Source organism: Stenotrophomonas sp. PA-6-5C (assembly GCF_021605635.1).
GTDB lineage: Bacteria > Pseudomonadota > Gammaproteobacteria > Xanthomonadales > Xanthomonadaceae > Stenotrophomonas > Stenotrophomonas lactitubi.
Window position 1 is genome coordinate 1 of the sequence record NZ_WKEE01000005.1, and the last position, 12,676, is coordinate 12,676.

Genomic DNA, 12,676 nt, shown 5'->3' on the forward strand with positions numbered 1-12,676 from the left:
ACCCTCGCTTTTTCTTTCGATGTCGACCCGCCCCCGACGCACTCACCCCCCCTCCACCCTCGGCGGCAGCGTCAGATGGTTAAAAAAGACCGGTGCCGGCCAGCTCCGCGCCTGGTGGCGCGCCCCCGCCTCGCCCACTGCCCTGGCCTGGTATCTGGCCCAGGCAGCGCGCACGCATGATGCCCCGGTACTGGTGGTGGCCCGTGACAACCACGGTGCCAACCAGATCGAAGCGGATCTGCATACCCTGCTGGGAGGCGACCCGAGCCTGCCGGTGGTGGCGTTCCCGGACTGGGAAACGCTGCCCTACGACCGCTTCAGCCCGCACCCGGACATCATTTCGCAGCGCCTGTCGGCCCTGCACCGCCTGCCCACGCTGAAGCGTGGCCTGGTGGTGGTACCGGTGCAGACTCTGCTGCAGCAGCTGGCACCCCGCAGCTACGTCATCGGCGGCAGCTTCAATCTTGAAGTCGGCCAGCGCCTCGACCTGGAAGCGGAGAAGCGTCGCCTCGAAAGCGCCGGTTACCGCAACGTGCCGCAGGTGATGGACCCGGGTGACTTCGCCGTGCGTGGCGGCCTGCTTGACGTCTACCCGATGGGCGCCGACGAGCCGCTGCGGGTGGAGCTGCTGGACGAGGACATCGATTCGATCCGTGCGTTCGATCCGGAAAGCCAGCGCTCGCTGGACAAGGTCGAGGCGGTGCACATGCTGCCCGGCCGCGAAGTGCCGATGGACGACGCCAGCATCGCCCGGGTGCTGGCCACCCTGCGCGAGCGCTTCGACGTCGATACCCGCCGCAGTTCGCTGTACCAGGACCTGAAATCGGGCCTGGCCCCGGCCGGCATCGAGTACTACCTGCCGCTGTTCTTCGAGCGCACCGCCACCCTGTTCGACTACCTGCCTGCCGGCAGCCTGCCGGTGGTCTGCGTCGGCGCCGCTGAAGCGGCAGAAACCTTCTGGACGCAGACCGGCGAGCGCTACGAGCAGCGCCGGCATGATGTGGAACGGCCGCTGCTGCCACCATCTGCGCTGTACCTGTCGCCGGACCTGCTGCGCGAGCGTCTGAACGACGCGCCGCGCATCGAGGTATGGGCTGCCGATCATGCGCGCATCGCCGAGGCGCATGCGCTGGGTGACCAGCCGTTGCCGCCGCTGCCGGTGGCCGCGCGCGAGGCGCCGGCCGGTGACGCACTGAAATCCTTCCTCGGCCATTACCCCGGCCGGGTGCTGATTGCCGCTGATTCGCCAGGCCGCCGCGAGGCCCTGCTGGAAGTGCTGCAGGCCGCCGAGCTGAAGCCGCCGGTGGTGGCCGACCTGCTGTCCTTCCTGGCCAGCGACGAGCGCTTCGCCATTGCCGTGGCGCCGCTGGAAGACGGCTTCGCATTGGACACACCGCACATCGCGGTACTGACCGAACGCCAGCTGTTCCCCGAGCGCGCGGGCAGCACGCGCCGTACGCGCCGCGCCGGACGTGAGCCGGAAGCGATCATCCGCGATCTCGGCGAGCTGACCGAAGGCGCGCCGATCGTGCACGAGGACCATGGTGTCGGCCGCTATCGCGGACTGATCGCAATGGACGTCGGCGGCATGCCCGGCGAATTCCTGGAAATCGAATACGCCAAGGGCGACCGGCTGTATGTACCCGTCGCGCAGCTGCACCTGATCAGCCGCTATTCCGGCGCCTCGGCCGAGACCGCACCCCTGCATTCGCTGGGTGGCGAGCAGTGGAGCAAGGCCAAGCGCAAGGCTGCCGAGAAGGTGCGCGACGTGGCCGCCGAGCTGCTGGAGATCCAGGCCCGCCGCCAGGCGCGTGCCGGACTGGCGCTGCAGGTCGACCGCGCGATGTACGAGCCGTTCGCCGCCGGCTTCCCGTTCGAGGAAACCCCGGACCAGCTGGCCGCCATCGACGCCACCCTGCGTGACCTGGCCAGCAGCCAGCCGATGGACCGCGTGGTCTGTGGCGACGTGGGCTTCGGCAAGACCGAAGTCGCGGTGCGCGCCGCATTCGCCGCCGCCAGCGCCGGCAAGCAGGTGGCGGTGCTGGTGCCGACCACGCTGCTGGCCGAACAGCATTACCGCAATTTCCGCGACCGCTTCGCCGACTATCCGATGAAGGTCGAGGTGCTGTCGCGCTTCAAGAGCACCAAGGAGATCAAGGCCGAGCTGGAGAAGGTCGCCGCCGGTACCATCGACGTCATCGTCGGCACCCATCGCCTGCTGCAGCCGGACGTGAAGTTCAAGGACCTGGGCATGGTCGTCGTCGACGAGGAGCAGCGCTTCGGTGTGCGCCAGAAGGAGGCGCTGAAGGCACTGCGTGCCAACGTGCACCTGCTGACGCTGACGGCCACGCCGATCCCGCGCACGCTGAACATGGCCATGGCCGGCCTGCGCGATCTGTCGATCATCGCCACCCCGCCGCCGAACCGGCTGGCGGTGCAGACCTTCATCACCCAGTGGGACAACGCGCTGCTGCGCGAAGCCTTCCAGCGCGAGCTGGCACGCGGTGGCCAGCTGTATTTCCTGCACAACGACGTGGAAAGCATCGGCCGCATGCAGCGCGAGCTGTCCGAGCTGGTGCCCGAAGCGCGCATCGGCATCGCCCATGGGCAGATGCCCGAACGCGAGCTGGAAAAGGTGATGCTGGACTTCCAGAAGCAGCGCTTCAACGTGCTGCTGTCGACCACGATCATCGAATCGGGCATCGACATCCCCAACGCCAACACCATCATCATCAACCGTGCCGACCGCTTCGGCCTGGCCCAGCTGCACCAGCTGCGTGGCCGCGTCGGTCGTTCGCACCACCGCGCCTATGCCTACCTGGTTGTACCCGACCGTCGTTCGATCACGCCGGATGCGGAAAAGCGCCTGGAAGCAATCGCATCGATGGACGAACTGGGCGCCGGCTTCACCCTGGCCACGCACGATCTGGAAATCCGCGGTGCCGGTGAACTGCTCGGCGAGGACCAGAGCGGGCAGATGGCCGAGGTGGGCTTCAGCCTGTACACCGAGCTGCTGGAACGCGCCGTGCGCAGCATCAAGCAGGGCCATCTGCCCGACATCGATGCCGGCGAAGAAGCGCGTGGCGCCGAGGTCGAACTGCATGTGCCGGCGCTGATTCCGGACGACTACCTGCCGGACGTGCACACCCGCCTGACGCTGTACAAGCGCATTTCCAGCGCGCGCGACAGCGATGCGCTGCGCGAGCTGCAGGTGGAGATGATCGATCGTTTCGGCCTGCTGCCGGATGCGGCCAAGAACCTGTTCGCCATCGCCGAGCTGAAACTGCAGGCCAGCACGCTGGGCATCCGCAAACTGGACCTGGGCGAGAACGGTGGCCGCATCGTGTTCGAATCCAAGCCGAACATCGACCCGATGGCGGTGATCCAGCTGATCCAGAAACAACCGAACCTCTATGCCATGGACGGTCCGGACAAGCTGCGCGTCAAGCATCCGCTGCCGCTGCCCGAAGACCGCTTCAATGCCGCACGTGCACTGCTGCTGACCCTGGCGCTGCGTTGATCGATATCCAAGGTTCCGGTCCGCCGCGGGCGGCAGACCGGCACCCTTTCCATTCACTGCGCCCGCGACAAGGAGTGTTGCCATGAATCGTTTCGCCCCCCTTCTGCTCGCCACCAGCCTGGGCCTGCTGGCCGCCTGCCACAGCGGCATGAGCAACCGTGATTACCTGCACGAAAATGTCGCCAGCTGGAACGGCACGGTCAGCATGGTCGAGCAATGGACCAACGGTCCGAACGGCGAGTCCTTCCATGCGTCGCTGCAGGATGGCAAGAGCATGCAGCAGCATCGCTTCGGCCTGAAGAACGCGCACAAGGAAATCGCCGACCGGCTGGTTTTCGTCCAACAGTTCACCCATGGCAAGGACGCCGATGCACTGCACCAGAACCTGCTCGATTCCCTGAAGAGCACCGAACAGATGTTCGCGGTGATGGAACAGCTGGCTGCCCTGCCCGATGGCTACAGCGAAGAACAGGTCACCCCGCTGCTGCAGACGCTGGATGAGGCCGTGACCAAGATGGACGAAGACATGCAGACCCTGAGCGACGCGCAGGACGCCTTCGCAAAAGCCCATCGCATCCACCTGCAGACCACCGGCTGAGCCACGCCGCCCCGGTTGCCGATGCGGCCGGGGCGACGACACGCTGCACGACTGAACGCACGGCCCCACGCGATACCGTGAATGCGCCCCGCGCAACACCGATGCGGGTACCCTATGCGCCGCCCCGGCCCGCTCTTGCGGGCCTTTCCGTTTCCTGCGCGGCCTTGCCGCGCCGCCAGTTCCGATGCCCCTGCCCATACCTCCCGACCTCCTGCACGCGCAGGCCTGCCTGATCGACGCCCTGTCGATGTCGCTGCAGATGCGTGATGCCTATACCCGCCACCACTGCGACCGCGTGGGCCTGCTTGCGCAGCACCTTGCCCTGCATTGCGACCTGGATGAGGAAGCCTGCGCGCAGGTCGCTCTGGCCGCGCGCTTCCACGATATCGGCAAGATCGGCATTCCCGACGATGTACTGCTGAGCCCGCGCAGGCACAGTGATGAAGAGCGCGCGATCATGCGCGAGCATCCGGTACGTGGCGAACATATCTTCCTGGCCACCGGTCGCAGCGATGCGACGCCGGTCGCTCGCCTGATCCGCGCGCACCATGAAGCGTTCGACGGCAGCGGCTACCCTGATGGCCTGCAGGGCGAGAACATCCCGCTGGGCGCACGCATCGTCACCATCGTCGACGCGTACGATGCGATGACCAGTGCGCGCCCCTATCGCGCGGCGATGGAGCATGAGAAGGTCCTGCGCATCCTCGATGAGCAGGCCGGTGGCCTGGTCGATCCTTATGTGCTGCAGCGCTTTCATCGCATGCTGCCGCAGGAGACGGAACTGGCGAGATTCGCTGCACGATGCAGCTAAATTGAATTGAACTGAATTGGATTCGATTGAATCAAACCGGCCCTCAAGCCATGATCGAAATCAGGCCCCTTCTCACGAGGTTTCCACGATGCAGACCAGCGGAACCGGTGCCCGCCCATTGCTTGCCCTTTTTCAAGAAGCTGCGACAAGGAAGGATGCCGACTACCTCCTGCGAATCCTTCAGACGCTCGATGACGACTCAGAGGACGCTGACCTGATGAAGGATCTTATCGGGCTTGCGGAATCCTATGATCTTCATGACTACATTCAGGCCGTACTGGATGCAAACGCTCAACTCACAACTCAAGCACAAGCCTGGCTTGACGTGATTACGTACCGGATCATGAATGCCCGCCCATATCGTCAACACTACGCGCAACTATTGCGCGAGCATAAGGGACAGCATGCGATCACAGCGTATCTTCATTGTTTTCTTGAGAGGAATCCCGAGAAAAGACAATCCGTTGAAGAAGTACTACATCAAACCACGGAGAGTCTCTGAAGGACTGCATGCCGTGGCATGCCTCGGATGACAGAAGGCCCGGCGTTCGCCGGGCCTTCTGCATTACTGCAACATGTGATCGGTTACCAGATCACCACGCGCTTGTCGTCGGCGCGCACCATCGCATCGCCGGACTTGCACTGGAACGCAGCGGCATAGGACGGCATGTTCGACGGCGCACCGTTGGCACGGAAGTTCGCCGGTGCGTGCGGATCGGTGTTCAGGCGCACGCGCAGCTCACCGTCGGTGAAGTTGCGACGCCACACGGTGGCCCAGTTCATGAAGAAGCGCTGGTCCTGGCTGTGGCCGTCGACTTCGACGTTCGCCTTCGGGTTCTCCTTCAGCGCCATCTGCAGCGCATCGTAGGCAACGGTCAGGCCACCCAGATCGCCGATGTTCTCGCCCAGCGTCAGCTTGCCCTTCACGAATACGCCCGGCACCGACTCGTAGCCGTCGAACTGTGCGACCAGCTGATCGGTGCGCTCGGTGAAGGCCTTGCGGTCGCTGTCGGTCCACCAGTTGTCGAAGTTGCCGTTGGCGGCGAACTGGCTGCCCGAGTCATCGTAGCCGTGCATCATCTCGTGGCCGATGACCGCACCGATGCCGCCATAGTTCAGCGCCGGATCGGCCTTGGCGTCGAAGAACGGCGCCTGCAGGATCGCCGCCGGGAACACGATCTCGTTCTTGGTGGCGTTGTAGTAGGCGTTGACGGTCTGCGGGGTCATGCCCCACTCGGTCTTGTCCACCGGCTTGCCGACCTTGTCCAGCATGTAGCGGTAGTTGAACGCGCGCGCGGCCTGCATGTTGCCCAGGTAGCTGTCACCGTTGGTCTGCAGGCCCGTCCACTCGCGCCACTTGTCCGGGTAACCGATCTTCGGGGTGAAGCTGGCCCACTTCTCCAGCGCCTTCTTCTTGGTTTCCTCGCCCATCCACGGCAGCTGTTCGAGACGAGCCTTCAGCGCCACCGAGAGGTTTTCCACCAGGTGCTGCATCGCCACCTTGGATTCGGCCGGGAACACGGCGTCGACATACAGCTGGCCGAGGGCTTCACCCATGCCGCCGTTGACCGACTCCAGCACGCGCTTCCAGCGCGGCTGCATTTCCTGCTGGCCGCGCAGGGTCTTGCCATAGAACTCGAAATTGGCCTTCTCGAACTGGCTGCTCAGGTACGGCGAGGCATCGTCGATGGTGTGGAAGCGCAGGTAGGACTGCCAGGTGGCGGCCGGCACGTCGGCCAGCATCTTGTCCATTTCGCTGAAGAAGCCCGGCTGGGCCAGCGAGAACTTCTGCGCGGCCGGCACCTTCAGGGTGTCGAACAGCGCGGTCCAGCTGAAGTTCGGGGTCAGCTTGTCCGCGTCGGCGGCGCTGAGCGGGTTGTAGCGCTTGGCCGGGTCACGCATCTCGATGCGCGACATCGAGGCCTTGGCCAGGCGGGTCTCGAACGCCATCACCGCCTTGGCCTGTTCGGCAGCCTGCGCGGCGTCAACGCCGGACAGCGTCAGCACCTGCGCGATATAGGCAACGTAGGCGTCGCGGATCTTGGCCTGCGACTCGTCGAAGTAATAGCCCTTCTCCGGCAGGCCGAGGCCGCCCTGGCCGACGTAGGCGATGACGTTGGCCGAATCCTTGTAGTCGGCGTTGGCGAACAGCGAGAACAGCGCGCCCTGGCCCTGCGCCTGGCTGTCGCGCAGGTACTGGGTGATGGCGGCGGTGTCGTTCAGCGCCGTGATCTTGTCCAGCGTCGGCTGCAGCGGCGCCAGGCCGGCGGCTTCGATCTTCGCTTCGTCGTTGCCGGTCTTCCAGATGTCGCCGATCTTGGCTTCCACCGATCCGGCCTTGGCCTGGCTGGCGGCGGCCTGCTGCACCAGCGCGTGCTGCACTTCCAGCGAGCGCTCGCGCAGGATCTCGAAGCTGCCCCAGGTGGTCTGGTCGCCCGGCACCGGGTTGGCCTTCAGCCACTTGCTGTTGACGAAGCCGTTGAGGTCGGCGCATGCGGCGATGGACGGATCCAGGTCGGCGCTGTTGAGCGAGATCAGCGCGGTCTTGATCTGCGACTGGTCGAACGCCGGCTTGGCGGCGTCGGCAGCGGGCGCGGTCTCGTTCTTGCCACAGGCGGCGAGCGAGGCGGCGATGGCGATGGTCAGGCCCAGCGGGACCAGATTGCGGACATTCATGGCGAGTCTCCAACGGCGAATCGTCCAGCGTAGCCGCTGCAGCGATGGTGGGGACCGGCCAAAGGTCACAGGGGGAACGCCCGTGGTAGCGATCGGGTAGGTGCGGACCGTTGGTCCGCACACACCCGGCAGCGCAATACCCACCAACGGTGGGTATTTACCGCGCCTTGCCCTGGTTGGCCACGGCTTCAGCGGCCTTGCGTGCCGCTTCCGGGTCACCCAGGTAGCGGAACGACTTCACGGTGAGGTCGTCATTCAACTCGAACAGCAGCGGGATGCCGGTCGGGATGTTCAGCTCGAGGATTTCCTCGCGCGAGACGTTGTTGAGGTACTTGTACAACGCGCGCAGCGAGTTGCCGTGGGCGGTGACCAGCACGGTCTTGCCGTCCTTCAGCTGCGGCGCGATCGCGTCGTGCCAGTACGGCAGCACGCGGTCCAGGGTGGTGGCCAGCGATTCGGTACCCGGCAGCGCGTTGCGGTCCAGGCCGGCGTAGCGACGGTCATGGATCGGGTGGCCCGGATCTTCCAGGTCCATCGCCGGCGGCGGGATGTCGTACGAACGGCGCCACACCTTGACCTGGTCTTCGCCGTGCTTGGCGGCAGTCTCGGCCTTGTCCAGGCCCTGCAGGCCACCGTAGTGGCGCTCGTTGAGGCGCCAGGACTTGCTCACCGGCAGCCAATCCTGATCAAGCTCGGCCAGCGCACCCTGCAGGGTGTGGATGGCGCGCTTGAGCACCGAGGTGTGGGCGACGTCGAACTGCAGGCCTTCCTCGCGCATCAGGCGACCGGCGGCGGCCGCTTCCCGGCGCCCCTGCTCGGTCAGGTCGACATCCACCCAGCCGGTGAAGCGGTTGTCCAGGTTCCACTGGCTCTGGCCATGGCGCAACAGTACGAGTTTACGGGTCACTGCAGGGTCTCCAACGCGAGGAAAGGCAGGCGGCCATTGTAGCCCCGGCGCCCGCTCACCGCGCCGTGGCGGTGCGGATGTCATCCTGTGGCCGATGAATACCGTGATCGACCCCGGGCGCTGGGAAGGCAGCGTCAGCGCCGCCCGCGAGCAGCAGAAACAGCTGGCCAGCCGCGTGCAGCGCCAGGACCGGCTGCCCGACACCGTGCGCTGGCTGGCCGGGCTGGATGTCGGCTTCGAGGAAGACGGCGCGATCACCCGCGCTGCGGCGGTACTGCTCGACGCGGAGACTCTGCAGCCGGTGGCGCAGGAAATCGCCCGCATCCCCACCGTCATGCCCTACATCCCGGGCCTGCTCAGCTTCCGCGAACTGCCGGCGCTGCTGGCGGCATTGGCGCTGCTGCCGCGAACGCCGGATCTGGTGTTCGTCGATGGCCACGGCATCAGCCATCCGCGCCGCCTGGGCATTGCCGCACACCTGGGCGTGGTGACCGACCTGCCAAGCATCGGCGTGGCCAAATCGAAGCTGGTTGGCCGCTTCATCGAGCCGGGCGCCGAGGCAGGCGCGCATACGCCGTTGATGGACGGCAACGAGCAGCTCGGCTGGGTGCTGCGCAGCAAGCTGCGCTGCAAGCCGCTGTTCGTCGCCGGCGGACATCGGGTCAGCGCCGATACCGCGCTGGCCTGGGTGCAGCGCACGCTGCGCGGCTATCGCCTGCCGGAGCCGACCCGGCTCGCGGATCGGCTGGCCTCGCGGCGCGACGAATAGCAGTGACGCCAGGCACAGCCCGGCACACCCGCTCAGCGATGCACGTGACCGCGATGGCCCTGCGCATCGGTCGCTGCATGATCGTGCCCGGTGTGATCGTCGTCCTTCGCTGCTGACGGCTGGCCACAGGCTTCGCCGCAGTGGTCGGCCTCGATCTGCAGGGTCACGTGCTCGATGCCGAAATCATCGTGCAGGCGATCACCGAGTTCGCGACGAAGGCGGTCGGCGTCGTCGCCTTCGCGCATCACGATGTGCGCGGTCAGTGCCGGCGTGCTGGACGCCAGCGCCCATACGTGCAGATCATGCACGTCCAGCACCGCGTCGTGGTCGGACAGGCGGTCGCGCACCTTGGCCACGTCCATGCCCTTGGGCACCCCTTCCAGCAGGACATTGACCGCTTCGCGCATCAGCACATACGTACGTGGCAGCACCCACAGACCAATCAGCACGGCCAGGATCGGGTCGATCGGCTTCCAGCCGGTCCATTGGATCAGCAGCGCGCCGGCGATCACCGCCACCGAGCCGAGCATGTCGGCCCACACTTCCAGGTAGGCCCCCTTCACGTTCAGGCTCTCGCCGCTGCCGGCCTGCAGCAGGCGCATGGAGATCATGTTGATCACCAACCCGGCCGCGGCGATCACCAGCATGCCGGTGGAGGCGATCTCCTGCGGCTGGCGGAAGCGACCGATGGCCTCCCACAGGATGTAGCCGGCGACCACGAACAGCATGGCGCCGTTGATCATCGCACCCAGTGCCTCAAGGCGTGCATAGCCGTAGGTGCGGCGCGCATCCGGCGGACGCCGGCTCAGCCGCACGGCCACCAGCGCAATCATCAGCGCCAGGGTGTCGGTGGCCATGTGCGCGGCATCGGACAGCAGCGCCAGACTGTTGGTCCAGAACGCACCGACCACCTCCACCACGAGGAAGGTGGAGGTCAGGCCGAGCGCCCACCACAAGGGTTTCTCGTGGCGGATCTCGGAAGGCAGGTGATCGTGGTCGTGACCCATGGCAACAGCTCCTTTGCGATGGAGGCAGGCTACGCCGACGGGCGTTGGGAAACTATCACGGTGTTTATAACATTGCAGGCGTGCGCAGCAGCGGATCAGAACCCGAAACGCAGGCTGGCCCAGTACGCGCGGCCGGGTTCGTTGTAGGTCGCCGCACCGGCATCGCTGCTGTTGGCCTCGCGGAACAGGCGCTTGTCGGCCAGGTTGTTGACGCCGAAGCCCACGCTGACCGTGTCGGTCACCTTGTAGCGCGCGCTCACGCCCCAGACGTTGTACGCGCCGCGGGTCTGCAGCACCGTGGACGCATCGCAGTTGGCCGTGCAGCGCGGATCGTTGTTGATGTTGGCCGTGGCCGGTTCCTGCTTGCCGTAGAAGGTGCCGGTCAGCAGCAGCGACAGCTGCTCGGTGGCCTGCCAGTCCAGCATGGTGTTGACGGTGTACTTGGGAATCACCGACAGCGGCTGGCCGGTGCTCTTGTTTTCGTTCTCCACCATGTAGGTGAAGTTGTTGCTCCACTTCAGGCGGTCGCCCTGCTCGCCCAGCAGCGGAATCACCAGGTTGCCCTCAAGCCCCTGCACGATGGCCTTGGGCGCGTTCTCCCAGCGGAAGATGCGGCCCTTGCTGTCGGCCGTCAGGCCGATCTGGGTGTAGCCGGCCTGGATCTTGTCCTTGTAGTCGTTGTGGAAGTAGGTCAACGAGGCCTGCCAGCCGCTCTGCGGTGCCCACTCCACGCCCAGTTCCTTGTTCAGGCTGGTCTCTGCCTTGAGATCCGCATTGCCCTGCATGTAGCAACCGGCACCCAGGCTCGGCAATGCGTTCGGGCAGCCATTGCCACGGGTGTAATACAGATAGTCCGGGTTGGCCTGGTACAGGTTCGGCGCCTTGAACGCGCGCGCGATGCCGCCCTTCACCACCCAGTCACTGTTGAGCCGGAACTGCGCGTTGAGGCTCGGGCTGGTGTTGTTGCCGAACTGGCTGTGATGGTCGAAGCGCAGGCCCGGGGTCACGATCCAGCGCTCCCCCAGGTAGATATTGTCTTCCACGTAGACAGCGGTGGTCTGCGCATCGGACTTGCCGCGTGCGCGGTCGGCCGAAAGGCCCGGAATGCCACCACCGCTGCTGCTGGACTGGCTCATGGAATACGGATCGGTCAGCCGGCTGTCGAGGTATTCGAAGCCCAGCGTCCACACGTTCCCGGCGCCGCCGAGGGTGGTCGGAAAGCTGACCTCGCCGTCCAACTGGTAGTTGCGCAGGCGCGAGGTCGACCAGTCAGCGCCGTTGAAGCTGCCTTCCGGGCCACCGGCCAGGCCTTCGTTGATGCGCGAATTGTTGACCCCTTCCACCGCTGCCGTCAGCCGCGAGCTGACATCGCCCCAGCGTCCGCGATGGGTGATCGCGCCGGTGCTGCGGTACATGCGGTTGGTCTCGGCCTGCTGCTCGGCCAGCGCGGCCAGGTCGACGCCGGTAGAGGTTCCGGTGGTGCTGACCGCACGGTCGCCGGCATAGATGTTGCCTTGGCGGCTGGTGCCGGCCTCGAATTCGACCACCTGGTTGGCGGTCACGTCCCAACGCAGCAGCGCGTTGACATCGCGGTTCTTGACGCCCTCGCGGCCCGCCGGCGGTACCGCATTGGCGCCGGTGGCGAAGTTGCGGTTGAGATCCAGCGAATCGGCATCGGTCTTGTTGAGGTTGCCGTACAGCCGGAACGACAGCGTGTCGGTCATCGGCCCGCTCAGCTGCAGGCCGACGCGCTCGCTGCCACCTTCGGCACTGTGTTCGGGCACCAGGCCGTACAGGTCAACCGCGCCGGTCAGGTCGCCGGTCGGGCGCTTGGTGATGATGTTGACCACGCCACCGGAGGCACCCGAGCCATAGCGCGCCGCCGCCGGGCCGCGCAGCACTTCGATGCGTTCGATCATTTCCGCCGGCACCCAGTTGGTATCGCCACGCGTGTTGCGCTCGCCACTGCGGCCCATGCGCACCGCGTCGCGTGCACCCACGCGCTTGCCGTCGATCAGGATCAGGGTATTTTCCGGCCCCATGCCGCGCAGATCGATCTGCCGGTTGTTGCCGTACTGTCCCGACGCGCTGTTGCCGGTCAGATTGACGCCGGGCATCGTACGCAGCAGCTCGGCGATGTCGTTGACCGGCGGTCGCTTGGCGATGTCTTCAGCGGTGATGGTGGAGGTGCCCAGCGCCTGCCGCGCGATCTGCGAGGCGGTGACATGCACGGTATCGATATCGGTGGCATCGGTTTTCGCATGTGCGGTAACCGCGGCGCCGGCCAGCAGCGCGGCGACGGCAAGCGCCAGCGGGCGCGGTGAAAGAGTGTTTGCAGGCATGTTCTGGACCTTCTGGCAGGGCAGCGGAAGCCTCTGGCATAGGGCA

At 65.9% G+C, this 12,676-nt stretch carries 9 protein-coding genes; 5 read left to right on the forward strand and 4 right to left on the reverse strand.

Features of this window, described 5'->3' with window-relative positions; all coding sequences use genetic code 11:
* Positions 1–19 precede the first annotated feature (19 nt).
* From mfd to GIW57_RS02970, 4 genes are all read left to right on the forward strand, one after another.
* Positions 20–3,520: a transcription-repair coupling factor gene (gene mfd, locus GIW57_RS02955; RefSeq protein WP_236509121.1), complete on the forward strand. Its 3,501-nt coding sequence runs from the start codon at positions 20–22 to the stop codon at positions 3,518–3,520.
* Positions 3,521–3,602: 82 nt separating this feature from the next.
* Complete coding sequence (locus tag GIW57_RS02960) at positions 3,603–4,118, forward strand: hypothetical protein (RefSeq protein WP_089239729.1); 516 nt, start codon at positions 3,603–3,605, stop codon at positions 4,116–4,118.
* A gap of 184 nt (positions 4,119–4,302) precedes the next feature.
* On the forward strand, positions 4,303–4,929 hold the full coding sequence (locus GIW57_RS02965) for an HD domain-containing phosphohydrolase (protein WP_100464133.1): 627 nt from the start codon (positions 4,303–4,305) through the stop codon (positions 4,927–4,929).
* Between the two features lie 88 nt (positions 4,930–5,017).
* Complete coding sequence (locus tag GIW57_RS02970; RefSeq protein WP_100464129.1) at positions 5,018–5,431, forward strand: Imm30 family immunity protein; 414 nt, start codon at positions 5,018–5,020, stop codon at positions 5,429–5,431.
* A gap of 83 nt (positions 5,432–5,514) precedes the next feature.
* Here GIW57_RS02970 and GIW57_RS02975 read toward each other — a convergent pair whose 3' ends face one another.
* Positions 5,515–7,605, reverse strand: a complete 2,091-nt coding sequence (locus GIW57_RS02975; RefSeq protein ID WP_236509122.1) for a M13 family metallopeptidase — start codon at positions 7,603–7,605, stop codon at positions 5,515–5,517.
* Between the two features lie 157 nt (positions 7,606–7,762).
* Positions 7,763–8,512, reverse strand: coding sequence for a 2,3-diphosphoglycerate-dependent phosphoglycerate mutase (gene gpmA / locus GIW57_RS02980; RefSeq protein ID WP_088100450.1), 750 nt, complete (start codon positions 8,510–8,512; stop codon positions 7,763–7,765).
* 94 nt (positions 8,513–8,606) lie between these two features.
* On the opposite strand from gpmA, the gene nfi reads away from it, so the two are divergent.
* A complete protein-coding gene (nfi, locus tag GIW57_RS02985) occupies positions 8,607–9,281 on the forward strand; it encodes a deoxyribonuclease V (protein WP_236509123.1) in 675 nt (224 codons plus the stop codon).
* Positions 9,282–9,313: 32 nt separating this feature from the next.
* Here nfi and GIW57_RS02990 read toward each other — a convergent pair whose 3' ends face one another.
* Together GIW57_RS02990 and GIW57_RS02995 are read right to left on the reverse strand one after the other, a co-directional pair.
* On the reverse strand, positions 9,314–10,288 hold the full coding sequence (locus GIW57_RS02990) for a cation diffusion facilitator family transporter (RefSeq protein WP_236509124.1): 975 nt from the start codon (positions 10,286–10,288) through the stop codon (positions 9,314–9,316).
* A 95-nt stretch (positions 10,289–10,383) separates the two neighbouring features.
* Positions 10,384–12,630, reverse strand: coding sequence for a TonB-dependent siderophore receptor (locus tag GIW57_RS02995; RefSeq protein ID WP_236509125.1), 2,247 nt, complete (start codon positions 12,628–12,630; stop codon positions 10,384–10,386).
* Between the last annotated feature and the right edge of the window lie 46 nt (positions 12,631–12,676).

Coding starts and splice junctions, on each gene's coding strand:
- mfd (WP_236509121.1), top strand. CDS start 20: ATGTCGACCCGCCCCCGACGCACTCACCCCCCCTCCACCCTCGGCGGC.
- GIW57_RS02960 (WP_089239729.1), top strand. CDS start 3,603: ATGAATCGTTTCGCCCCCCTTCTGCTCGCCACCAGCCTGGGCCTGCTG.
- GIW57_RS02965 (WP_100464133.1), top strand. CDS start 4,303: ATGCCCCTGCCCATACCTCCCGACCTCCTGCACGCGCAGGCCTGCCTG.
- GIW57_RS02970 (WP_100464129.1), top strand. CDS start 5,018: ATGCAGACCAGCGGAACCGGTGCCCGCCCATTGCTTGCCCTTTTTCAA.
- GIW57_RS02975 (WP_236509122.1), bottom strand. CDS start 7,605: ATGAATGTCCGCAATCTGGTCCCGCTGGGCCTGACCATCGCCATCGCC.
- nfi (WP_236509123.1), top strand. CDS start 8,607: ATGAATACCGTGATCGACCCCGGGCGCTGGGAAGGCAGCGTCAGCGCC.
- GIW57_RS02990 (WP_236509124.1), bottom strand. CDS start 10,288: ATGGGTCACGACCACGATCACCTGCCTTCCGAGATCCGCCACGAGAAA.
- GIW57_RS02995 (WP_236509125.1), bottom strand. CDS start 12,630: ATGCCTGCAAACACTCTTTCACCGCGCCCGCTGGCGCTTGCCGTCGCC.